The following is a 23,372-nucleotide window of genomic DNA, read 5'->3' as shown; positions in this document are numbered from 1 at the left end:
CCACGATAGGGACAGGACCGACAAGACCCTGCGGGCCGAGTCTGATCACCGCATCGGTCCTGTTCCGGCTCCACAGAGCCACCTCTGGCGCGACCGGAGTCCGAGAAACCCCGAGCAACCTCGACCCGTCGTGACGATGCGGGGCGGCCGACGCGCGGCGTCGGACCGCAGAGGTAACCTGCGCAGTGCGTTCTGACCGATCGGGAGGTGACACGGGTGACGGACGATGCCGCCGAACGGCGTCGCGCGGGCTACGGCGTCAAGCTCGTGCGTGGCCCGTTCGTCCGCCTTGCGCCGCACCCCGAGGCGTGCGAGGACGACGACGAGTTCCTCCGCTTCGCGGCAACGTGCCGTGAGCAGGGGGAGAGGCTGGCTGCGGACCTGTTCAGTGGAGCCGGTGGCCTGAGTCTTGGTCTCACCCACGCAGGCTTTCGTGTCGCCCTGTCGGCAGACCGCGACCCTGAGTCCGTCGAGACCCACCGACACCACTACCCGGGCCTCACCCTCGACTGCGACCTTGGAGAGTCCGCCAACGTCAGGCGGATCGCCACCCTGGTCAAGGAGGCGGGGATCGAGCTGCTCGCCGGCGGCCCACCCTGCCAACCTTTCTCCCGGGCGGGCCGTTCACTGATCCGTCACCAGGTCCGTCACGGCCTCCGCCCGGCGCACGACGAGCGCCGGGACCTCTGGCGCTCTTTCCTTGAGGTCATCCAGCTGGCCAAACCCACTGCCGTGATCATGGAGAACGTCCCTGACATGGCACTCGATCGGGAGATGTTCATCCTCCGCACCATGGTGCACGAGCTGGAGTCCATCGGTTACGCGGTCGAGGAACGGGTCGTCGACACCCTGCGCTACGGCGTACCCCAGTTCCGTCAGCGGTTGATCCTGGTCGCACTGCGAGACGGGATCGCCTTCGACTGGCCGCCGGAGGTGCCGGACCGGGTGTCGGTGTGGAACGCGATCAGCGACCTACCCGAGGTCGAGGGCGGCTGGAGGCCCAAGGGTGGCGCCGACGGCTGGTCAGACTACGCCGGCCCCGCATCTGCCTTCCAAAGGCAGATGCGTCACGGTGTTGCACCAGCGGACACGAGCAAGGTCTTCGACCACATCACCCGACCCGTACGCGAGGACGACCAGCGCGCCTTCGACATGATGGACGCCGGCACCCGATACTCGGACCTACCGGCGGACGTCAAGCGCTACCGCGACGACATCTTCGACGACAAGTACAAGCGCCTGAGCGAGGATACCTACTCCCGCACCATCACCGCGCACATCGCCAAGGACGGCTACTGGTACATCCATCCCCGACAGGACCGCACGCTGACCGTGCGCGAGGCCGCGCGGCTGCAGACCTTCCCCGACTGGTTCCGCTTCGCCGGTCCACCGTCGGCCGCGTTCCGCCAGATCGGCAACGCCGTCCCCCCGGCGCTCGGCACCCAGCTCGGGCGCGCAGTGATGGCGGCACTGGACGCACCGAGGCCAACTCCGTACCGCAGCCGCGACATAGCCCAAGCCCTCGCCGCCTGGTTCAACGACCTCGACGAGCCGGCCCTCCCGTGGCTGCGCGCCCGGACACGCTGGCAGGTCATCTCCGCGGAGATGCTCCTCGACCGGGCAGCACCCGAGCAGGTCCGAATCCTCTGGTCACTGCTCGAACGATGGGAGCAGCCGCAGGACACCGTCGACGCCGGCGACGAACTCGTCGAGATCGGGCGGTGGATCAACCGCGAACACCGCGCCGAGCGGCTGCTCGAGCTGGCGCGCACGCTTACGTCGCAACCGGACCTACTCGACGACGACAAGATCCACAGCCTCCGCGGGGTGGACGCCTCGGTAGTCGATCTCGCCGTCCTCGCGATCCCAACGCGCGACGAGGACAACGCGGAAGAGCCCGTGCTCATCACCAAGGGCACCCACCGCGTCGCCGCCCGATTCACCGGCGAGCACGTCGAACGTAGCCACAGGATGACCGCCGGGCGTCTGGCCGTTGCCCGAATGATCGGCGATGACACCGACGCACGGCGTGCACACCTCGGACTGATCGAGCTGGCCACCTCGATCTGCCGCCCCACGAAACCCGCCTGCGCCCGGTGCCCGCTGAACAAGGCATGCAGCGAGGCAGCAAGACGCGGCACCGAACGGCAGCGGGTGGTCAGCCTCTGAAGCCAAGCGCCGCAGCGACGTCGGGAGCCTCGGCCCGCAACGTCTCCCCGATGCGCTGCAGGGCAGCGTACTCGCCGGCACGCATCGCCGCGGCCCGCAGCGCCAGTCCGACGACCGGCATGGGCGGCGTCATCCCCGACGCCTCAGCCTGGGAGACCACGGCCAGCTGCTCAGAGTCGTTCGAGGCCGCTGAGGCGACGCGTGAGTTCTTGCGGTAGGCATCGTCCGCCCGCATACACAGCTCGTGCACGGGACGCTCGAGCAGCTGACGCAACTGCGGCGGCATCGCCACCCTGATCTTCGCGACGTTGATGTTGAACACCACGTCGAGGTCGGTGTCGAAGTCCAGCGACGCACGCGCGAGTTTGGTGTGCTCGTCGATGCCCCGCATCCCGTTCCAGCCACCCCATTGGACCAGTCGCTGGGCGCGGTACACGTACAGGCCCTGCTGACGGTTCCAGTTCAGCGGTCCCGACAGCCGCTCGAACTCCGCCTGCGAGGTGAACTGGTCACGAGACGGCAGGACGTACCGCTGCAGCGCCACCGTTCCGGTGGCCTCACCGACAGTCACCTCGAAACGAAGGGGAGGAAGCACCTCCCGCGCCGGCTCGTCCGGGGCGAACGGGTTCCACGGCCGGACCTTCTCACCGTTGACCGAGATCACGAGGCCACCACCGACCTCACCCTCGAGAAAACGGTGGAAAACCGTACCCAGGTGGTTGGCCGTCCTACCCGCCAGCGCCTCCAACCGGCGGCGCGCCCAACCACCCTCTGGCTTGCGTTCCGGCAGCACCCGGTCGAGCCCACGCCAGAGCACCACGGTTCCCCCCGTGTCCGCCACCGTCGCGCGAGCGCGGGAATGCTGCTCATCGTTCGCTGGCTCCGCGACGACCCAGTCGTCCACCTCGGCGATGAGATCGAGATCGATCATCCGCGAGACAGTGCGGGCCGTCGCAGCCCTCCTTCGGCTCACCACCGTGAGGGATCGGCACTGCGACAGTGAGGCGGTCTTCAGGCCCAGCCCGTACCGGCCGAGATCGCCCCGGCCGTAGTCCCGCCGGCTGCCGTAGCGCAGCGCCTCCAAAAGGCCGCTGCCACTCATGCCCTCGCCGTCGTCGGCGATCATCACCCACGACTCGGCCCCGTCGAACACGATGTCGATCTCGACGCGGCTCGCACCTGCGGCGACGCTGTTGTCGACCACGTCAGCCACGGCGGTCGGGAAGTCGTAGCCGATGTCGCGTAGCGAGTCGGTCAACCGTGCAGCAGACGGCGCCACGCTGTACATGTTCCGTGCGCTCACGACGCTTCCTCCGTTCCGACAACGACGACGGGGACCAGGATGTCATACTCCTGCGCACCCCATCCTGCGGGACGCACACCTGTGGGCCAGCGATCAGTCTTTTGCCTCAAGAACTGCCGACACACACGTCAGGTGGGCGGATCCGGATGAGGCGCCGAGGCTCACCCACTCCGACGACAGGAGCGTCTGGCTTTCCAGACGCCTAGGCATCGTTCCGCCCGACACGCCAGCGACATTAGAACATCGGTACGACCGAGCCGGCTCATTCACGACCGGTTGTCGCTCGACCGCAACGCTGCGCAACGTTCGAGGAACGGGCGACGCCGGAACCATCCGGGAGTCAGGGCTCTCGTCGGCGGCTGCCCAGCGGGCCGGGCGCGGGGATGATGTCCGCGATCAACGGGCCGCGTACCTCGGCGGCAACCCGGCGCGCCGCCTCCCCGACCTCTCGACGCACCTCACACTCCCACACTCTGACAACGCGCCAACCGGCCTCGGTCAGCTCGTTGTCGATCCGTTGATCGCGAGCCTGGTTCGTCGCGATCTTCGTTGCCCATCTGCCCGCGTTGGGTCCGCGGAATCGCGACGGTCCGTGCTGTGGACACCCGTGCCAGAAGCATCCGTTGACGAATACCGCGACGCGTGGACCGGGAAACACCAGGTCCGGTCGGCTGCGGTTGAACAGGGTTCGTCCGAGGCGGAATCGGAGACCGAGGGCGTGCACGGCACGGCGCAGCGCCATTTCGGGCAACGTGTTGCGTGTACGCCGTCCTCGCAGGTGAGACCCCTGGGCTGTGGCCACCCAGGTATGAGAGCCGTCGTGCGGCGTGGAGGTGCCATCGCTGGAGTTCGTCATCGCACACCTCGACGGGGTCACTCACCGGCGGCCAACTTTCGCTCTATCTGCCAGGCAGCCCTCGCGTTCTGAGTACTGAGAGCAGTCGATCGACCTGCGGCCTCCTCCGGGTCGGGCGCCGCGGTCCTCAGCGCTGACCAATGTACCTTCGGCAGGTGTCGACCTGGACTCTGGGATCTCGGCGCCCTCCCATCTGAGTGCGGGCGCTGTCGCCGGACAGCGTGGCTGACAGACTCTGACAGCTTCCGATCGAGGCGCAGTCCGCTCCGGTCGCTCGGTGCGCGCCCGTGCGGCGGGTGACGGTTACCGGCCCGACGAGCTGGCGGGTGGGGGCGGCGGCGTGGCGGCCTTCAGGCCGCCGCACGCGCCATGTGCTCCGCTCCCTCTCATTGGGCGGCCCGCTCTTCCGGGGTGGGCTGGTCGTGGGCGGGGTATTGGTCGTCGTGGTGGGTGTCGGTGTAGGGCAGGTCGATGAGGCGGTGGCGGCCGGTATTGCCGGGTCGTTGCCAGATCTGGTGGGCGGGGCTGGCGGCGAGTGCGGTGCGTAGTTCGGCGGTGGTGGTGGCGATGACCGTCTCCAAGCCGGTGCCGGCGAGGCGGTGGTGCAGGTTCGCCTCGCGTCGTGCGGAGGGTAGGTGCAGCAGCACCGGCCATGCCCAGGTGCTCATCGTGTACAGCCGCTCGTATTTGATGACTTTGTCGATGAGGACCTGCAGGTTCTCGCCGCTGGTGTCGTACTCGAGGAAGAACGGCACGGACCGTCCGTGTTCGGTCCATATCCCGGCGCCGTCTGGGCGGGGGAAGCCGGTCGTTCCGGCGATGATGATGTGCGGGTCGCTGCCTGCGCGGTAGAGGGTGCCGGGTTCGTGGTAGGAGGAGGCGGGCTGCCAGCGGGCCAGCTCGGTGTCGGGGTGGGTGCGGGCGTGGGCGGCGAGGTCGATGAAGACCTGGTTGCCGCCGAGCAGGTGCGGCAGGTCCGGCCGGCTGGTGAGGGATTGTTTGCGGCGGCGGGCTTGGTCCCGGCGGCCTCGTGGGAGTCCGCGTTGGGCGTGGACGTGGTCGTAGCCGAGTTGGTCCAGGACGTAGTGGTAGGGGTGGGAGCCTCCGTACGCCCGGTGGGGTCGGAACCGGTCGACCGCGCGCAGGGCGGTGAGGCGGCGTAGTCGGCGTTGGGTGAAGTCCAGGGATGGGAACAGGGCGGCGGCGATCTGGTCGGTGGTGAGCACGCCGTGGTCGTAGAGCCAGCCGAGGAGCCGGTCGTCGCGGGCGGTGATGCTGGCCTGTAGGCGTAGTAGCGGATCCGCGGTCGGTAGGTGTTTACCCATGGGCAGAAGCCCTTGGGGGGAGGCCCGAGACTGGAGGGTCTGTCTGGAGGGGTCCCGGACTGCTGACAGCGGGGCTGACCTGGGCTGTGAGCGGTCGTAAGGGGTCAGTTTGGGGGGCAGGATCAAGACGGACGGTAGAACGGAGATCGGCACTGACTGCTGAAGCGCCGGGCACAGCGGGTTCGGCGTGACGGTGCGGTGAGGATGGCTGTGGATCGGGCCGGTGACGCTGGTGAGGTTCGCGGTGTGGGGTGACCATCGTTGTTGCTCCAAGGGTGCAGGGGGAGGTTGGTGTGCCCCGCGGCCGCAGCGGGCGGAAGTGACCGGAGGTCCGCAGTCGCTGTACGCAAGCCTGGTTGGACATGCGAATCTCCCTGGTCTGGCGCGTGCGGCGTACTTCCGGTGACACGGGCAGTGTCAGTCGCCTGTCGATCGAGGTTGGTCACAGCGGCTGTGACCTGGGGTGTGAGAGCCGTAGGCGTTGCCGTTCGGGTTCGAACTGATCGGCAACCTCCGACAGTCCCCTGACAGCGACCGGGTGATCGCTCCCGTGGGCCGCCCCGGTCTGCTCCTCGACCGGCCCGTGGGCCGGTCGAGGAGCCGCGGTCGGTTGGTCAGGGGCGCGGCGGGTAGTGGTACGTGCCGTTGGCGACGGATTCGTCGTAGGGGCGTTCGGGGTCGTAGATGGGGTGTGGGGCTCGGGGCCGTACCTCCTTGAAGGTCACGGTGTCGGGCGGCCACTGATCGGGGGTGGGGGGAAGGTCGGTCAGGGCGAGGCAGTGTGTCTCGCCGATCGGCTGCCAGACCGGGTCGGCCGGGTGGCCGTGCTCGGGGTTGCTGGTGACGACGGTGAGGTGCCGCGTGTTGCGGCGCTCGAGGTAGCGGCGCAGGTCCTGCTCGCGCTGCGGGTCGGCGGCGTGGAACAGCAGGGTCGCCAGGCCGGTTTGTTCGGCCAGCCGCCGGTAGGCGTGGACGCGGTCGGCGAGGTCGGCGGGACGGATATGGCCCGGGTCGGGCTGGTACCAGAACGCGTGGCGGTCGCGGTCGTGGATGTACTCGCCGTGCCAGGCGGCATGTCGCGCCGCAGTGACGTATCGGCAGGTGCGCGGTGACCACCAGGTGCGCAGGTCACTCCCGGGTTCGGTGAGCGCGTGGGTGGCCAGGTCGACGAAGAAGTCGTTGGCCCGCAGCAGGCCGGGCAGGCCCACGTGTTCGCGGAGCCGGTCGCGGGCCCGGTAAACCTGCGCCGGTGTGACGTCGTGGTCTTCGCCGAGTGGGGTGAGTTGGGCGCCGATCGGGCCGAGGCACCACCACGTGTCGGCGATGGCCGCGGCGCCGGTGTTCCAGAGGCGGTCGATCCAGCCGCGTCGGGCGAGGATCGCCAGACGTCGGGTGGCCGACGCCGTTGTGGTGGCGAAGCCGAGTGCGGTGAGCTGCGCGGTGGTCAGGACGCGGTGCTCGGCGAGCATCTCGACGGCCCACCAGTCGGGCAGGCGCATGCGGCCGCTCTCGGCCAAGAGCAGCTCCGCGGGAATCGATCGGGTGGACGGGACAGTGAACTGGGGATGGTAGGTGGTCGACATGACCGTTTCCTCCAAGGTGGTGCCATCCCGGATAGGGGGTGGCAGGGGTGGATGAACGCCTGTGCGACCGCGTCGGTGCGGCATACCTCGGGCGGATCACGCACCGCGGTCGTGCGTCGCGGCGGGTGACAGTGCGGTGCCAGATCGCCGCTCCGTGCCCGGACGGCCGTCCGGGCACGACATCGGCTGGTCCGCGCGGCCGGATCGCCGGCCGGTATCTGCGGTACGGCGAGAACCCGAGCGCGGCTTCTGGCGCCGTCATTAAAGGAACCGCCTTTTGTGTGCTCTGGCGAACGCCTGCCCCACTCACAACCACTCACAGCCACTCACAACGAGGGGTTTCCCCAGTTGAGGTGATCCGTCCCAGGAGCCCTCACCGGGGGAAGTGACGGCGCCGCGAGAAGAGGGAGCCGACCTACGCGACTGCCGTCGACGTGGCGGCAGTGGTGGAGAGGCGGCGGCGGCTGGCGGCGCGCAGGCTGGCCCGGCGTTCGGCTCGCGCCGCCAACGCCTCGGCGGCCTGCGGGGACGCCGCGCCGGTCAGCAGGCCGCTGGCGAGAGCTTCGGCAAGGCGGGTGTCGATGCGCCCCAACCGCATGCCCAGGGCGTCGGTGCTGATGCCCATCCGGGCCGCGATCTGATCAATGGCCCGCCGTCCCAGCCGCACGTCGATGTAGGGCTGCTCGTCGTCGGCGTCGAGGATCCCCAGGCGCACCGCGCGGCGTACCAGCACGTCGGGATGCCCGTAGGGCACCTGCGGGGTCCGCGGTCCCGTGACGCGCTCCACGTCCTCGACCGTAACGAACTCGCTGGCCTGCTGGCGCAGCGCGTGTCCGGCGCGCCATCCGGCCCGGCACAATGACGCGTACGGCGCCCGGCGGGCCATGTCCACGTGGTCACGCAGCGCCGCCAGGAATCCCGCGAGGATCTCCGCGCCGATGTCGTCGGGGTCACCGCGGTAGCCGTCGGACAACCGTCTCGCGTAGCGGCGCAGCGCCGGCATCGCCATGCCGACCGCGGCGATGACCCACTGCGGCCCGTCCAGGCGGGCACGACGGATCAGCTCCCGCCACACCGCGTCGCGGGCCGTGTAGGCGCGCGGATTCGCCAGCAGCCAGTCCCGCAGCGCCGGCAGCGCCACGACACCCGTCGGCAGGCCGACATCCGGACCGAACGCGTCGAGGTCGAGGGACAGGGGCGCCGGGTCGCTGGTCAGCGCCGCGAACGCGACGTCGACGGCGTCCCGGGGCGCGTCGGGCCAGATTGTGTCGGACACCCTCATGATCAGTACTCCTCGGTCAGAGAGACCATCGGATATCGCCGCCGTGTTCTGGCGACGCTGGGATGCCGATTACGCCACGACCGACTCACAACCGCTCACAGCCCAGGTCAGGACCGCTCTTTGCCCCCAACGGACCGCCGTTGCGCCCCGCCCGAACTCGGGCGTCAGTCCGGCGCCAGACGGGCGACGCGGACGGGCCACGGTACGGCTGAGCAGGGCTGTGAGCCAACGAAGCGCAGCATGGGCGGCACCCGGACGGCTCAGCGACGAGGTGATGATCGTCGGGCTCGCGCCACCGCTCACGGTCACTCACAGCGGCTCACAGACACTCACAGCCGCTGACCCAGCACGTCTGGTCAGCGAATCTCGTCCGTCATCGGCGATCGGATCACTGTCGTTGGCACTGGATTATCTTGGCTGGCATCGGACTGACAGCGCCGTTGAACTTCGTGCCATCGAAGGTGCGCCGCAGCCATGTCTCGCTGCCGAGGTGGCAGCGCCGCTGGTCACCTCGCGCGAGGGGTTCTGAGCAGGGCTGTGAGCGTAGGGGCCGGTGCGAGAAGTGTCCGACAAGAGAGTTGCCAAGCCCTATACACCCTTCCTCTCACAATGGCTCACAGCCGCTCACGAAGACTCACAGCGACTCGCAGCGGGTGGCATCCGCTGCCGGCACGACCGGTAGGCCAGCGGACGACACCGGCGTGGCGCGAATCCCGACCATCTGCCGCGTCCCCGTCCCCGGGCGTCATGCCCGGCGTCTCACCCATGTCGGTCGCCGGAGTATGAGCACCAGTGGTGGGAACCTCCGTCCCGGCTGCCTCGCCCGGAAAGCGCGCGAACTGGGGTCAACGAGGGCGGTCGATTGACAGGTTGTCCGTTCGGCCGGCGGCGACCGCGTCCGCGAGGACAGGAACGTCGGCATGAGCGCCGTGTCACTTTGTCCGGACACGCGTTCACCGGCGGTCAGACGGAACTGAGAAATGGCGATCGGTGTCGTGCGCGCGGCCATGGCATCGAGGTGGGAACAGCGTGTCCTCCGTGTCCGGCCCGGTGTCCGCGACGTCGCGCGTGTCATCGATGTCCGTCGTTGACAAAGTGTCCGGTGGGATCGCTGAGCAGGCCCGGGACAACGCAGTCCCGCGTGTGTCGCCAGCATGAAACGGCATTGGCGTCGACGACGAGAGTCCGTCCTGTGATGGCGATGGCCAAACCGGCATGACATCACCGCGCCGCCTGGGCGGGTGTGTCAACCGCCCACAAGCTGTGTCGGCGCCCGTCGGCGGCGGGCATGTCCGCGGACAACTTGTCATCGACGTGCGTGAGTGCCCGACCGGTTGTCGCCGAGGCGGTGTGTGACATGTTGGCACCGCTGTTGAGCCGTCGGCGGACGCGAGGTCGGAGCGCCCGTGGACCGTCACACCACCCGCCGTGTCATCGACCTCTGTCACTGTCCCGGGGGTGGCGTCGAGGCGATGGCACATCCGCGCGCTGGCCCGGCGAGCGGCCGGACGGGCAGCTCTGTGAGCCGTCGTGAGTGGCGGTGAGTCAGGCAGGCGTTCGCCAGGGCACACAGACGCCGGTTTACAGATGTCAGCGCCCGACCGATAGGGCGTCGGAGCCGACATCGACATGGGTGAGCGCCGAGCTAAGCGCTGCTTGAGTCGTACCGGCCGGCCGTGCTGGATGTCGCCGGACCAGATCAGCATCCATCGGATCTGCTCCTGCGATCCGGCGGTGAGGTCTGAGCCCGTCTCCGGCATCCAGCGTCACCACCGTGCCCCGGGCCTGACCTGTACGCCCGTGCCTACCGTCAAGGAGATGACCATGAGATCGCCCAGACGCAATCGAACCGTGCCACCGCAGTCCGGGGAAGGGTCGGCTGCCGGTGAGCGGGAGCCGGCGTGGACGGCCGAGCTAATCCACGGCTTGGGCGTCAGCACGGACCTGGCTACCGCCGCGGCGGTGCTCGGCATGTCCCGCTCCGCCGCCTACAAGCTGATCCGCCGCGACGCGTTCCCCGTGCCGCACTTCCGCGTCGGCGCCCACTACCGGATACCGACGGCGCCGCTGCTCGCCGCCCTGCACCTGCAGGACCCGGGTACCACGCCGGAGCGTGCCGCCGGCGCCACGAGTGCCCCACCGTAGGCGCCTTCCGCGCTGGCGGGAGCTCATCCCGCCCCAGCCCTCACGCCGCGCCAACGCGCGCGGTTCTCTTCCAGTCCCCGACCTTGCGCCGGGACCGTCGTACGACGGTCCCGGCGACTTGATCGTGTCCGCGGATCACGCGTGGATGTCGATCAGCGCAAACCGATGCACCCCCACCTGATCGAGGAGCACCACCTGCCATGCCTGACGGAAGCATCTTCAAACGCTGCGGCTGCCGCCACCCCGACACCGGCAAGCCCTTTGGAAACGACTGTCCCAAGCTGCGCCGCCCCAACCGCGCCTGGAGTTCCGAGCACGGGCACTGGACCTACCAACTCGAACTCCCACCCACCGTCGACGGCGGGCGCCGGCAACTACGCCGCTCCGGCCTACCCACCCGCCGGGCCGCCGCCGACGAACTCGACCACGCGCGCGAACTGCTCGCCCTCGCCAAGGGCGACCGGCGCCGCCGCACCGAGATCGGCGACCTGCTCCAGAACGCCGCACGCACCAAGCGGCCCTTGCCCGAGGTCGACCGGATTCGTCAGCGGCTGCGCGGCGACGGCCCCCTCGCTGACGCGCCCACCGTCGCCGACTACCTAACCGGCTGGCTGACCCACCTCGCCGTGGACGACAACACCCTGCGCGGCTACGAGTCCATCGTGCGGGTGCACCTGATCCCGCACCTCGGCGAGGTCCCGCTGGACAAGCTGCGCACGAGCCACGTCCGTGCCATGTTCGCCGCGATTGAACGCCGCAACGACGACATTCGCGCCGCGAAGACCAGCCCCGACCCGGCGGTGCGCAGGTCGGCGGCCGGGGTGCGGCCCGCCGGCCCCACGACCCGGCAGCGCATCCGCGCCTGCCTGCGCAAGGCCATCAACGATGCCCTCGCCGACGAACTGATCGTCGGTTCCAACCCGGCCGCGCTGGTCAAGACCCCGGGTGACCGGCCGCTGCCGATCGTGTGGGAGGACGAACGCGTGCAGCGCTGGAAGGACACCGGACAGGTGCCCGGACCGGTGATGGTATGGACCGACGCCCAGGTCGTGGACTTCCTCGACCACGCCGCCCGGCACGCCCCGGACCTGCATCCCCTGTGGCACTACATGGCCTACCGCGGGCCCCGTCGCGGTGAGGCCTGCGGACTGCGCGACAGCGAGGTCCGCCTGCACCGACGGGAAACCACCATCAACAACCAGATCGCCACCCACGGCTACACACCCGTGCAGAAACCCCCGAAGAGCAGGTCCGGAAACCGCGACGTCGCCCTCGACGCCGACACCGTCAAGGTCCTCACCGCCTACAAGGCCCGCCGCGCCCAGTGGCAACTCGCCGCCGGCCCGGCGTGGCCCGACACCGGCCTGTTCTTCGTCCGCCTCGACGGGCAGCCCTGGCACCCCAACGCCGTCACCCAACGCTTCCGCCGGCTCGTCCGCAAAGCCGGCCTACCGCCGATCCGGCTACACGACCTGCGCCACAGCGCCGCCACCATCGCCCTCGACGCCGGCGTCGACATCAAGGTCCTCTCCGACCAACTCGGCCACTCCACCACGACCCTGACCCGCGACACCTACCAGAGCGTCACCAAACAACTGCACCAGGATGCCGCCGACGCCGTCGCGAAGAAGATCAACCAGAGGAGCCGCGGTTCCCGCAAGGCGGGGTGAGACCTACCCTCACCGAAACGGTAGCGGCTGAGCGTGTACGGGCCCGCAGGGCCGGAATACCGGTCACGCGAGCGAATACGCTCGCGCTGTGGGCGGTGACGACCAGCGGCTGAGCCGGCGGGGCAGCTTCGACGAGGATCCGGACAACTACCAGGCGGCGCGGCCCGGTTATCCGCGCCGGGTGTACGAGGTGCTTGCCGACTGCGGGCTGCGGCCCGGTGCCCACGTCCTGGAGATCGGACCCGGAACCGGGCAGGTGACCCGTCCCCTCGCGGCCGCCGGTGCGTCGGTGCTGGCGGTGGAACTCGGTGGCCGCCTGGCGGCCCGGCTGCGAACGAACCTGGCCGGCCGCGACGTGACCGTGATCGAAGGCGACTTTGCCACCGTGGCGCTGCCCGCTCACCGTTCGACCTGGCGGTCTGCGCCACCGCCTCCCACTGGCTGGACCCGGCTGCGGCGGTGCGGCGGCTGGCCCGCCTGGTCCGGCCGGACGGAGGACTGGCGGTGTGGTGGACCGTCTTCGGTGACCTCGAGCGCAGCCCGCCCTGGCGCACGGACCTGGACGCGCTCTACCGACGGTGGCTAGCGGCGCAGGGGCGCGGCCCGGCGGGCGTGCCAGCGCCCCTGCGAGTCGCCGAACGAACGGCGGAACTGCGGGCAGGTGACTGGTTCGGTCCCGTCCGCGTCGAGATGATCCGCTGGGAGCACCAGCTGACGCCGCACCGTGTGCGCGGGCTGTGGGGGACCTTCCCGAACGTGCGTGAGAGGAGTGCTGACCGGCGAGAGGCGTTCCTCGACGGCGTCGCCGAGGTGGTCGCCGGCCAGCCCGGCGGGACGGTGGCCGACCACTACGTCACCGCGCTGTACACGGCGCCGCGCCGAAACGGCTCTGCCCTTCGGACCGGTCGCACAGATCGGGCAGCGGACGCCTGAAGAGTGCCAGCGGAGTCACCTTCGACAGGGCTCGGGCCAGCCGGGACTGCTGGAGCAGGGCGCCCACCGCCGAGCCCCTTAGTTGGCCTGGGGCAATGTCTGCTAGCTGGTCCGGATCGTTCTGGCCTGGCTGCGTACCGACCATCTGTCATCCCGCGTCCGGGTGGTGGTGTCGCCGCTCGGCGCAGTGCTGCCACATCCGGGCGAGGTGCCCGACCATCCGGTCGCTGGCGGGGTGTCCAGGATGTGCGTGTCGGTGGGCGGAGATGGTGTCGGTGAGTAGCCTCCGCGCGCGGGCGCAGTGGCCGAGCTGGTGGAGAACGACGGCGAGTGACGCCTGCGCGGCGAGGGTGCGGTGCGCCTCGGGCCCGGCAGTGGTGGCGAGTTGCTCGGCGAGGTGGCGGTAGAGGTGATAGGCGCGCTGGTGATGCCCGGCCAGGCGGTGCGCGGTGGCGAGAGTGTGCAGGGCCGTCAGGGTGGTGCCGGCGGCGGGGCCGTGCAGGTAGGTGCCTGCGTGGTGGGCGTAGGTGGCCCAGCGGATCGCCGCACTGGGGTGGCCGAGACGGATGAGCACCTCGCCGAGGATGCCGGCGGCGTCGGCGTGAAGGGGGTCGGCCGGCGCGGTGGTCGGGTCGACGGCGGCCAGCGCGGCGTGCAGGAGTTCCCGGGCGTGAGCGGGATTGCTGGCGGCAAGGCTGCGGGCGAGTTCGACGTATTCGGTGACTGGAACGAGACTGGTGACGACGGGTCGCCAGGTGATGCGCAGATCGGTGCAGGTGCGCCCGGCAGTCACGCGGCTGATGACCCGTCCGGCGCAGGCCGCGCCCATCAGTGGGCTGTGGGGGTGAGCCAGAGTCGTGGGCACGATGCGGGGTGCGTGACGCAGCACGGCGCGGCCGATGGCATCCACCACGAGCACAGCGGGTAGGCCGGGGCGGCAACACCCGGGTGGGCAGTCGTAGACGAGGTCCTCGCCGCAGTCCATGACCGCGGTCATGGGCTGGGCGCAGAGGCGACACCACAGCAGCCCCGGCGGCAGCACCACCTCCCACGGGTCGGCGTCGTCGGCCCGCTGGAGAGCAGACCCTTCCCGTGCGGCAGTTGACGCTTCGGTCGCCTGACGTGCGTCGGTGACCCATTTCTGCACGAGCCGGCGCTGCAGGTTCAGCTCTTGGGCCACAGCGGTGACGGCACGGTGGTCGCCCGCCGCGCGCTGCTGATGTACGCGGGAAACCGCGGCGTCGATGAGATCCTGCGGGTACTTGCGGGGGTGTGGCATGTCGGATCGGTCCTGGGCGTGAGTTCTGGGATCAGCGGGCGCGAGGGCGTCGCGGCGGGCACGACGCTCGTCGGATTCGTCCTGGACCGGCACGGTCTCGTCCAAGACCTCGTGTGACGTGGCGCAGGATCGGCCACGGTTCGGTTCGTGAGGCCATCGCGCGGATCAAACGCCCAGACCGCTGGCCTGCGAGCCACCGGCCGCGCTGACGGTGTCCAGTGGATCGGGGCCCGACGTGGGGGTGCAGCGCATCGGGGTGATGACCGGGCCTGCGGGCAGCCGGACGGCTTCCTGCGGGGTGTATCCGTAGCGGGTGTAGACGTTCTGGCACTCGCCGATGGTGTCGGTCCACGAGGGCAGGTCGACGCGGTCGAGTCTGTGGCGATGGTGGGCGAGTATCGCCGCGCCGACACCTCGCCGCTGGGCGGCAGGCGCGACGGCGAGGAACGCCAGGTGGTAGTGCGGTTCAGCGGGCCGGCGCGCGCTGAGCAGCCCGTCGAGGATCTCGAAGCGCTCAGCATGGTCGCCGGCTGCGTCGGTGAGGCGGCTGCGGTAGTTGGCCGGTGGCGGGATGCTGCGGTAGCGGTGGAAACCGACTGCGGCGGCGTTCAGGTCGTCGGTGACGTAGGTGTCGCCGTAGAACATGGCGTGTTCCACCCAGATTGCCGTCACCTCGGTGAGGATGCGGCGCCGGTGGGTCGCCTCGGGCACCAGCCAGGCGGCCAGCGGGTCGGGGTGCAGGGCGTCGGCGATGAGCGCGGCGACCATGTCTCTGTCGGCCCAGCGGCCGGCGCGGATACGAGCAGTGGCGTCCATGAGGATCCCTTCAACAGTCCGGAAGCGGTTGGGAGTTGCCGCTTGATTGGCGGCGCGGTGTCAGGGCGTGTTGTTGGTGCTCGTGCGGGTGTGGATGCTGAACAGCAGGTAGTCCTCGACGTCGCCGGTGCGGGTGTGGCCGCGCCTTGATGGCGTGAAGTGGGCGCGTTCGTAGGCGAGGACCTCGCCGGTGCTGGGGTGCAGGACGAGCAGGACGCGGGTTGCCCCGCCGTCGCCGGTGGCGCTGACGCCGGCACCCGGGCGCCCGGCGCGGTCTCGCACGGCGGGGTGGTAGTTGAGCCCGTTGGTGTGGCTCAGCAGGGTGAGGATCGCGGTGCGGGCGTCGCGGTCGGGTGTGCGCCAGGTCGTCAGGCTGGCGATGGCGTGCAGGACCGCCGACGGGCCAAGGTACGGCGGCGAGATGCCGGCAATCTGCCTGCTGAGTCCGGCGGGGGCGAGGGCGATCGGGCCGATGGCTCCGTCGAGCGTGCCCGGCGGGTAGATCTCGTCGGTGGTGGGCTGTGGGCCGGGCGGGTGGCGCATGCTTGCCCGTCCGGATCCGTTGTCGGCGCGCCAGTGCCGCTGTTCGAAGACCACGACGGTGCTGGTCGCGCGTCCTGCGTCGATGCGGGTGTCGGCGGCCCATTGCCGTATCTGCACGAGCGAGAACCGGCCCGGGACGTCACAGGTGGCCTCGGCGGCGACCTTGGGAAGCGCGTCGGCGGCTGGCCGCGGTGCGGGTAGGGCGGTGGGTGGCGCCGCGGCGGTCCGCGCGGCGAGGGCGCGCAGCTCGGCGGCGGTCAGTGGCGCGGGGATCTCACACGGTGCGGTGCTCGTTCGGGCGGGAGGCGTGACCCACCAGCCGCTGTTGTACGGCGCGGGAGGTCGCGTGGCGGACCAGGCGGGGGCGAGGGCGGCTACGACGAGCAGGGATAGCACGGACAAAGCGGCGGTGATCCTGGCGGCGGGCCGTCGATGCCAGCGGGCCGGCAGATCCGTGGGCATCGCGGGTGGGTGAGGTGGGTGGATCACGGTCAATGGCTCCGGGAGGCTGTGGTGGGGTCAGCGGTAGGCGGCGGTGGCGAGGTCACCGATGGCCGCGTCGACGGCGGCGGTGATGTCGCGTACGGGTCGGTGGTGCTGTTCGGCGATCGCCCGCAGCTGGCCGGTGACGGTGGTGGTGTCGTCGAGGTAGAGGTGGGTGGTCAGGCCGAGGGCGGTGACGAGGCCGGCGAGGGCGGCGGTGTGGTTGTCCGGCGGTTCGCGTCCGGCGGCGAGGTAGCGCAGCCGGGCCCGAGCTACGACCGCCCATTTGGTGTCGGTGGCGAGGTAGACGTCGATGCGGGCGAGGCCGCCGAGGCGGCGTCGGCTGGTGCGGTGCAGGATCCCGCCGGCGTGCAGGCCGGCGCGGGTGCGTTCGTACAGGTCCTCGGCGAACCACGTCAGCCATCCCCGCAGCGTCGGGGCGGGATTGGCGTAGCGGACGGAGGCGATGGCGGTGTCGGCGATCAGGTCACCGACGGGCCGGTCGCGGTGCAGCCGGATCCGCTGTTCGCCGACGGGGCGAGCGCCCTCGGAGTCGTCGAGGGCGATCCGTCCGGCCAGGAACAGGTCAATCAGGACCGCACCGGCCATGCCGAGGGCGAGGGCCTGGCGGTGGATGTGGGGTTGGCCGGTGTCGTCGTTGTGGCCGAGCAGGAACAGCTCGTCCCGCAATGGCAGCTGAGGAATTGACGCGGTCATCGCGGTGGCTCCTACCGCAGCCCGGCCACATGCTGCCGTGACCGGGCGTGCACCCCGCCGTACACGGCGGTCGGGGCAGGAAGTAGCGCCTTGTCGACGGCGGCGAGGACCGTGTAGTTGGGGTCGCACACGTTGCCGATCGGCGCCCTGCCGGCCTGCGACACCAACTGGTAGGCGTCGAGCTCTTCCAAACCGGTGAGCGTGCTGGTCCAGCCGACCAGGTCGCAGTGGGCGATCCGGTAGGCATCCTCCAAGGGCCGGGCGCAGCCGACCGACATGATCGACGTGTCGGTCTCCAGCCGGGGCCACACCGTCGGGGTGCCCTTGATGACCTCGATGGTCAGGGTGGTGGTTGTGGCGATCTCCACCCCGACGCCGCAGGCCTCGCCTTCGCCTTGGCGGGCGTGTCCGTCGCCGAGGGCGAGCATCGCCCCGTGCACGGTCACCCCCAGGTAGAGAGTCGTTCCGGCGCGCAGCTCAGCGGTGTCCAGGTTCCCACCGTGCGTGTCGGGGACGATCGTGGAGCGGGCCTCGAACCCGCCGGGAGCGACCCCGATCGTGCCGATCATCGGGTCCAGCGGCAGGTCGACGGTGTGGTCGGTTTCCGTGGCGTGGAAGCGGACCGTGCCGGCCTGCCGGTCGATGTCGTACACCCACACCCGCTCCTCAAGTGGCGGCTGCAGGGTGGCGGTGTGCGAGGTGGAGGTCAGCGCCCCGAAGTGCGGGAATGTCGAGGACACGCCCCAGTCGCGGGCGGGGATGATCGAGGCGATGTGGATGGCGAGGGTGTCGCCGGGTTCGGCGTCCTCGACGAAGAACGGTCCGGAAACCGGGTTCAGGTACGGCATCCGGCACACCTGCGACGGCAGGTCCGCCGGACCGCGCACGAGGCCGCCGAAGCAGTCCTCGGTGTGCACCTGCAGGATGTCGCCGGAGCGGACGTGGGCCACCGGCATCCGGCCGCCGAAGGTGTAGGCGAGCTCGTCGCGGGCGGGACGGTAGGTGATCGTGTCCATGGCGGTCACACCCGTTCCACGTGGCGGGCCTGCGGCTGCGCGGGCGCCAGACCCGACAGGGCGGGCCGGCGGCCGGTCAGGTACAGGCCGGCGAGTACGGCCATGCCGATGGCGAGCCAGGCCAGGCCGAGGCGTTGCGCGGCGATGTTGGCGTTGACCACCACGTAGGCGAGGATCGCGAACCCGATCCCGGGCATGACCAGGTGCGCCCACCAGTTGCTACTACGCTGGCGGATCAAATGGTGCACGACCACGGAGACGTGCAGCACCAGGAAGGCGACCATCGCCCCGAAGTTGATCAGCGACGACAGCAGCGTGATCCCGTCGGCGCGGGTGGCCATGTACAGGCCGAGGACCAGGGACACGGCGCCGGTGAGCAGGGTCGCGTTGATCGGCACGTTCCGGCGGATCGACACCTTCGCTAAGAACGCGGGCAGTTGCCGGTCCCGGGCCATCGCGTACAGCAGGCGTGAGGTGGCGACCTGCGCGACCATCGAGTTCGGCAGGCCCCACGCGATCGCGGTCGCTACCGCGCACAGGGTCGCCAGCCAGCCTCCCCCGGCCACGGCGGCGGCGTCGTAGAAGGCGGTGCCGTTCACATCGCCCTCCGCGAGGAGCGTGCCGGGGTCCGGGGCGAGCATCGCGGCCAGCCAGGTCTGGGCGATGAACAGCACCCCCGCCAGGACCAGGACGGCGGCCATAGCGCGGCCGATCTGCCGGGAACCGCCCTTGGTCTCCTCGGCCAACATGGAGATGCCGTCGAAGCCGAGGAAGGACAGCACCGCGATCGACACCGCCCCGGCCACGAGGGACCAGGTGAACGTGTCGGAGTTGTAGAACGCCTCCCAACTGAACCGGCCCCTGCCCGAGGCGAGAGCCCAACCGGCGACGGCCAGGAAGACCGCCAGGACGATCAACTCGCCGACGAGCATCACCCGGGTCACCATCGCGGTCATCCGGATCCCGACCGAGTTGACGACCGTGTTGACCGCGACGAACCCGAGCAGCCACAACCAGACCGGCACCGCGGGCACGGTGGCGTGCATCGCCACCGACGCCACCAGGTACAGCAGTCCCGGTACGAGCACGTAGTCCAGCAGGATCACCCAGCCGGCCAGGAACCCGACCGGCGCGCTGATGCCCCGGCCGGCGTAGTTGTAGACGCTGCCCGACATCGGAAACGCCTTCACCATCTGCGCGTACGAGAACGCGGTGAACACCAACGCCACCACACCCACGGCGTACGCAAGGGCCACCATCCCGCCCGAGCCGGCGTACACGCTGCCGAAGATCGCCATCGGCGCGATCGGCACCATGTACACCAAGCCGTAGGCGACCAGGTCACGGAATCGCAGCTGACGTGCGAGTTCCTGTCGATAGCCGTAACGGCTCAAGTCGTTCTGCTCATACATTCGGGAACCGCCTCCTGAATCGAACCGCAAGGAAAGCGCATTCGGAGCCACGTCTCTTGGGACTGACGCGCCCGTGGGTCATGCGCTTTCGGTGATCCGGTCTCACACGCGCCAGTACCGGACCGAATGAACGATTACGTGATCACGGAGGGCAAGACAGCCCATGGTGAGGGGCCACCGTGACACCCCAGCGTGAGGTGTCCCAGGCGCGCCCTCGGCACGAAAGATATCGGTATCCGTCGAAGTGGTTTCGGCGACGACCGTGGGGAGGTGGACCGTGCGCGTGTCAGCGATGACGCCGGATCCGGTGCCGTGGGAGTGGGAGTTCGACTGGCACCTGACGAACCGCTGCAACTTCTTCTGCGAGTACTGCCACCCGCAGATCCGCTATGTCTTGAACAAGAAGCACCTGGACGAACCTGATCCCAAGCTGGTGGTTCAGCGCTTTGATGAGCTCAACCGCACCTGCCTCGTGCACATGTCGGGCGGGGAGCCCTTCCTGTTCCCCGGGTTCGTGGACCTCTGCGCCGGGCTGACCCGCCGTAACTGGATCAGCATCAACACCAACCTGGCGTCGCCCGAGCTGGTCGCCCGATTCGCTAGCGAGGTGGACCCCTTGCGTGTGGCGAAGATTGTCGCGGCCCTACACGTATCAGAGCGTGAACGTCTCGGTTTGCCGATGGCGGAGTATGCCGAGTCGTTCCGGATCCTGCGCGGGGCCGGATTCGATGTGGTGGCCCTGTACGTGCTCTTCCCGCCGCTACTACCCCGTCTACGTGAGGACCTGACCACACTGGCGGCCCTCGGAGTAGATCCGCTGCGAGCCAAGGTGTTCAAGGGCGTCCACGAAGGTCGCCGGTACCCGGAGTCGTACACCGACGCGGAGCGTGCGCTGATCCTGGAGAACTCCGGAGAGTACGCCTTCAACCGGCCGTACCTCGACGGGGTGCTTGCCTTCCGCGGCCAGCCCTGCACTGCAGGTATGACGTCGTTCAAGGTGACCGTGACCGGTGAGGTGCGGCGGTGCGCTTCGGTGCCGACCAGCTACGGAAACCTCTACGACGGCACCTTTCAACCCGCTGCCGAGCCGCAGCCGTGCCCGGCGAAACGTGTCCTCGTCCTGTCGCAATGCATGGCGTACCTCGTCGAGCCGCCGCAGCCGGTATCCGCAACCGCTACCGCGCCACGTCCGTGAGAAAGGGAGAAGGCGCCATGCAGGTCATCACCAGCCTCGGAGCGGTGCACCCCGATCAGGCTCCGTTCGACGTCGCGGAGCGCAAGGGCATCGGGCACCCCGACAGCCTTGCGGACCTCGTCGCCGACAGCTTCTCTCGCCGATACTCCGCAGCCTGTCAGGAGCGGTTCGGTGCGGTGCCGAACCACTGGGTGGACAAGGTGACGCTGGTAGGCGCGGCCGCGGACGTTCGCTTCGGTGGCTACGACATCCGCAAGCCCGTCGACTGCTACCTGTTCGGCAAGGTCACGGAGCGAATTGACGACAACGAGATACCTGTTGCCGAGCTGTTCGACGACACGGTCCGTGCTGTCCTCACCGACGCGCTGGACGACCCGGCAGTCCTCGGGCACCTGCGCATGCACGTCAACAACACCGCCGGCACCGGAGTGGACCACGACACGGAGTTCTACCGGCCTCGCACGGCTGCCGCGATCAGGCAGGTCCTCGCGAGCGAGTCGGTTGCCAACGACACCGTCCTGTGCGCCGGGACGAGCCTTCGTGGCCTCGCGGCGCAGACCGCAGTACGGCTGGAGACGATTCTGACGAGCGCCGCCTTCCGTGCCCGCTACAACACCGGCACTGATGTCAAGGTCATGGTGGTCCGCGACCGTGACCAGCTCGACGTGACCGCCGCTGTGCCGTTCCATCCCACGAGCACCAACGGCTGGTCGACGTACCGGACGGGGCTGGACGCGATCCGCGACGAGATCGAGGGCGAACTCAAACGGATGCTCGACGAGACGCCGACCGCATCTGCGGCACGGTTGTCGCTGAACACCAAGGACGTACCCGGCCGCGGCTATCTCGCACCCTTCGGTACCTCACTCGGCAAGGGCGACTGCGGCGCGGTCGGGCGGGGGAACCGGTACAACGGGGCGATCGAGCCGCTGCGTCCGGCAAGCGGCGAGGCACCGGCGGGCAAGAACCCGCTCCACCACGTCGGCAAGATCTACACGGCCGTGGCCGAGGACTTGGCGCGAAGCATCATGACGGAAATCGGTACCTACGCCGAGGTTGTCATCGCGGCGCGCAACGGCGACCAGCTCGACGACCCGGCGTACGTCCTCGTCCGATCCGAGGCGCCGATCGGAACCGCCGGCGAGTCACTCGTCGGGGCAGCGGTCCAGACCGCATCTGAATACGTCGAGCGGTTCCTGGCAATTGACCCCGTTAGTCGCTTCCGCGAGGAGCAGCCCTGATGGCGGCACTGTTGGACGAGGCTCATCTCTGCCACCTGCGCGAGCTGCGCGCCCGACCGGCCACGATCGATGACGAGGGCCTCCGCCTCGGGGACACGTACGTGATGTTCTTCGCTGAGTCCGGTTTGATGGCTGAGCACGCCGCCGCGTTAATTGGGGGTCGATGCGGAGCTGACGTCCTGGAGGTAGGCCTCGGCCTCGGCGTGTTCGCGCAACAGCTTGCGCCGTTCGCACCCGCAAGCTATACCGCTGTCGAGCCACACCCGGCGGTCGTCAATCTGGTCGCGCCAAGGGTCCGCACGGACCTGCCCTGTCCCGTGACGATTGTCGTCGAACCCTGGCAGGCGCTCGACCTTGAGCCAGAGAGCTTCGACGCGATCATGTATGACACCTGGCCGCCCGACGGACACGCCGACGCCGACTTCACCAGCTTCGTGGAACAGGTAGCGATACCGGCTCTGCGGCCAGCGGGTCGACTCAGCTTCTTCCACAGCGGGACTCGAATGTCCGAAGCACGCACACGTGTACTGGACCAGCACTTCCCGGGCTGGAGCGCAACGAGCATGACCATTCCTTCGAATCAACTGCCTACCGGCTGGACAAAGCCAACGGGTGACTTCCTTGTACCTTGCGCCCAGAAGGGAGTCCGCTGATGCGAGCGCTCGGCAACTCCGCCCAGTCCCGCTTCCAACAGGACGGCTACCTCACCATCGAGGGATTCCTCGAGCGCGAGACGCTGTCTCATCTTCGGGCCGCCGCTGATCTAGCGTTCCAGCAGGTCGTCGGCCACACCCTGTCCCTGCGGAGCGCACACCCCCGCCTTACATGGTGGCGCCTACCGGACGGCCAGCCATACATTTTCAAGATCAAGCCCGTGGTCGATCTCGCGCCGGCCTTCGACCAGGCAGCGGCGAGCGACGAGATCCAGATGCTTGCCTCGGCGATGCTCGCAGCCGACGTGATGCTGATGGAGAACAAGGTCACCTACAAGGCAGCACTTGCCGACGACGCCGGCTGGGCCGACTTGCCGGTTCTGGGCGAGGACGTCCGCAAACACTCCGACGCCGCGTACTTCGCTGCGCGAGGCTTCGGGCGGGTGATCACGGTGGCGCTGTGTCTCGATGACTGCCCAGCAGCGGCAGGTGCGCTAGAGGTCTGGCCTGGCAGCCACCGACGTCTGGTGCGACACGAGCGAACGGCAAACCAGGGGCCGGTCGTCCCGGACGAAGGCGCGCCCGACGATCAGGCGGTCACGCTGGAGGCACCGGCGGGAACGCTGCTGGCCTGGGACGCCGCGCTCGTACACGCCAGCGGACCGAACAGCACCGGCAAGCCACGGCGGCTGCTGGTCCTTGGTTATGCGGCCAGCGGCTCATGACCGCCAAACCGGGTCCGCCGGATCGA

The 23,372-nt window shown here is 69.4% G+C and carries 20 protein-coding genes and 1 pseudogene; 10 read left to right on the top strand and 11 right to left on the bottom strand.

Going from position 1 to position 23,372, the window contains the following annotated elements:
- Window positions 1-216: 216 nt before the first annotated feature.
- Window positions 217-2,169, top strand: a complete 1,953-nt coding sequence (dcm, locus tag CLT74_RS19020) for a DNA cytosine methyltransferase (RefSeq protein ID WP_099852369.1) — start codon at window positions 217-219, stop codon at window positions 2,167-2,169.
- On the opposite strand, the gene CLT74_RS19015 is transcribed toward dcm, so the two are convergent.
- The 5 genes and pseudogenes from CLT74_RS19015 to CLT74_RS18995 all read right to left on the bottom strand — a co-directional run bounded on the left by CLT74_RS19015 (window position 2,159) and on the right by CLT74_RS18995 (window position 8,518).
- The gene (locus tag CLT74_RS19015) at window positions 2,159-3,472 is read right to left on the bottom strand and encodes an ATP-binding protein (RefSeq protein ID WP_199172218.1); all 1,314 of its coding nucleotides are present in this window, start codon (window positions 3,470-3,472) and stop codon (window positions 2,159-2,161) included. The genes dcm and CLT74_RS19015 overlap by 11 nt on opposite strands.
- 469 nt (window positions 3,473-3,941) lie before the next feature.
- Window positions 3,942-4,328, bottom strand: a pseudogene (locus CLT74_RS19010) (very short patch repair endonuclease); the annotation flags it as partial.
- 386 nt (window positions 4,329-4,714) lie between these two features.
- The gene (locus CLT74_RS19005; RefSeq protein ID WP_099847731.1) at window positions 4,715-5,653 is read right to left on the bottom strand and encodes a replication-relaxation family protein; all 939 of its coding nucleotides are present in this window, start codon (window positions 5,651-5,653) and stop codon (window positions 4,715-4,717) included.
- 614 nt (window positions 5,654-6,267) lie between these two features.
- Window positions 6,268-7,236: a replication-relaxation family protein gene (locus tag CLT74_RS19000; protein WP_158240277.1), complete on the bottom strand. Its 969-nt coding sequence runs from the start codon at window positions 7,234-7,236 to the stop codon at window positions 6,268-6,270.
- Between the two features lie 415 nt (window positions 7,237-7,651).
- Entirely contained in the window at window positions 7,652-8,518 is an 867-nt protein-coding gene (locus CLT74_RS18995) for a hypothetical protein (RefSeq protein ID WP_099847729.1), read from the bottom strand.
- A gap of 1,824 nt (window positions 8,519-10,342) precedes the next feature.
- Between CLT74_RS18995 and CLT74_RS18990 the strand changes: the two genes are divergently transcribed.
- From CLT74_RS18990 to CLT74_RS31445, 4 genes are all read left to right on the top strand, one after another.
- Window positions 10,343-10,663, top strand: a complete 321-nt coding sequence (locus CLT74_RS18990; protein WP_199172217.1) for a helix-turn-helix domain-containing protein — start codon at window positions 10,343-10,345, stop codon at window positions 10,661-10,663.
- Between the two features lie 200 nt (window positions 10,664-10,863).
- On the top strand, window positions 10,864-12,333 hold the full coding sequence (locus CLT74_RS18985) for a site-specific integrase (RefSeq protein ID WP_099847728.1): 1,470 nt from the start codon (window positions 10,864-10,866) through the stop codon (window positions 12,331-12,333).
- A gap of 88 nt (window positions 12,334-12,421) precedes the next feature.
- Window positions 12,422-12,919, top strand: coding sequence for an rRNA adenine N-6-methyltransferase family protein (locus CLT74_RS31450; protein WP_486582412.1), 498 nt, complete (start codon window positions 12,422-12,424; stop codon window positions 12,917-12,919).
- Between the two features lie 170 nt (window positions 12,920-13,089).
- Complete coding sequence (locus tag CLT74_RS31445; protein WP_486582411.1) at window positions 13,090-13,266, top strand: hypothetical protein; 177 nt, start codon at window positions 13,090-13,092, stop codon at window positions 13,264-13,266.
- A gap of 148 nt (window positions 13,267-13,414) precedes the next feature.
- Here the strand turns inward: CLT74_RS31445 and CLT74_RS18975 are convergent, their stop codons facing one another.
- Window positions 13,415-14,446: a hypothetical protein gene (locus tag CLT74_RS18975; RefSeq protein WP_099847727.1), complete on the bottom strand. Its 1,032-nt coding sequence runs from the start codon at window positions 14,444-14,446 to the stop codon at window positions 13,415-13,417.
- Here CLT74_RS18975 and CLT74_RS18970 point away from each other — a divergent pair.
- Window positions 14,438-14,662, top strand: a complete 225-nt coding sequence (locus CLT74_RS18970) for a hypothetical protein (RefSeq protein ID WP_143697185.1) — start codon at window positions 14,438-14,440, stop codon at window positions 14,660-14,662. The genes CLT74_RS18975 and CLT74_RS18970 overlap by 9 nt on opposite strands.
- A gap of 48 nt (window positions 14,663-14,710) precedes the next feature.
- Here CLT74_RS18970 and CLT74_RS18965 read toward each other — a convergent pair whose 3' ends face one another.
- From CLT74_RS18965 to CLT74_RS18945, 5 genes are read right to left on the bottom strand one after another with little or no spacing between them, the layout of a single operon-like run.
- Window positions 14,711-15,361 (bottom strand): GNAT family N-acetyltransferase, encoded by a 651-nt coding sequence (locus tag CLT74_RS18965; RefSeq protein WP_099847725.1) that lies wholly within the window; start codon window positions 15,359-15,361, stop codon window positions 14,711-14,713.
- Window positions 15,362-15,421: 60 nt separating this feature from the next.
- Window positions 15,422-16,366 (bottom strand): hypothetical protein, encoded by a 945-nt coding sequence (locus tag CLT74_RS18960; RefSeq protein ID WP_099847724.1) that lies wholly within the window; start codon window positions 16,364-16,366, stop codon window positions 15,422-15,424.
- Between the two features lie 57 nt (window positions 16,367-16,423).
- Entirely contained in the window at window positions 16,424-17,104 is a 681-nt protein-coding gene (locus tag CLT74_RS18955) for a GOLPH3/VPS74 family protein (RefSeq protein WP_099847723.1), read from the bottom strand.
- Between the two features lie 11 nt (window positions 17,105-17,115).
- Window positions 17,116-18,129 carry an acetamidase/formamidase family protein gene (locus tag CLT74_RS18950; protein WP_099847722.1) on the bottom strand — a complete coding sequence of 338 codons (1,014 nt, stop codon included), beginning with the start codon at window positions 18,127-18,129 and terminating at the stop codon, window positions 17,116-17,118.
- Window positions 18,126-19,532 (bottom strand): APC family permease, encoded by a 1,407-nt coding sequence (locus CLT74_RS18945; protein ID WP_099847721.1) that lies wholly within the window; start codon window positions 19,530-19,532, stop codon window positions 18,126-18,128. Before CLT74_RS18945 ends, CLT74_RS18950 begins: the two co-directional genes overlap by 4 nt.
- A gap of 292 nt (window positions 19,533-19,824) precedes the next feature.
- Here CLT74_RS18945 and CLT74_RS18940 point away from each other — a divergent pair, with 292 nt between their 5' ends.
- Genes CLT74_RS18940 through CLT74_RS18925 form a run of 4 tightly spaced genes read left to right on the top strand, consistent with a single transcriptional unit; the run spans window position 19,825 to window position 23,346 of the window.
- Window positions 19,825-20,727, top strand: coding sequence for a radical SAM protein (locus tag CLT74_RS18940; RefSeq protein ID WP_099847720.1), 903 nt, complete (start codon window positions 19,825-19,827; stop codon window positions 20,725-20,727).
- Window positions 20,728-20,744: 17 nt separating this feature from the next.
- Window positions 20,745-21,968, top strand: coding sequence for a methionine adenosyltransferase (locus CLT74_RS18935; protein WP_099847719.1), 1,224 nt, complete (start codon window positions 20,745-20,747; stop codon window positions 21,966-21,968).
- On the top strand, window positions 21,968-22,621 hold the full coding sequence (locus tag CLT74_RS18930; protein WP_099847718.1) for a class I SAM-dependent methyltransferase: 654 nt from the start codon (window positions 21,968-21,970) through the stop codon (window positions 22,619-22,621). The genes CLT74_RS18935 and CLT74_RS18930 overlap by 1 nt, the downstream gene beginning before the upstream one ends.
- Window positions 22,621-23,346 (top strand): phytanoyl-CoA dioxygenase family protein, encoded by a 726-nt coding sequence (locus tag CLT74_RS18925; protein ID WP_099847717.1) that lies wholly within the window; start codon window positions 22,621-22,623, stop codon window positions 23,344-23,346. The genes CLT74_RS18930 and CLT74_RS18925 overlap by 1 nt, the downstream gene beginning before the upstream one ends.
- Window positions 23,347-23,372: the final 26 nt, after the last annotated feature.

The organism is Verrucosispora sp. CNZ293, from assembly GCF_002754655.1.
Note: the sequence above shows the minus strand (reverse complement) of the source record. Positions and strands in the feature narration are given on the sequence as shown.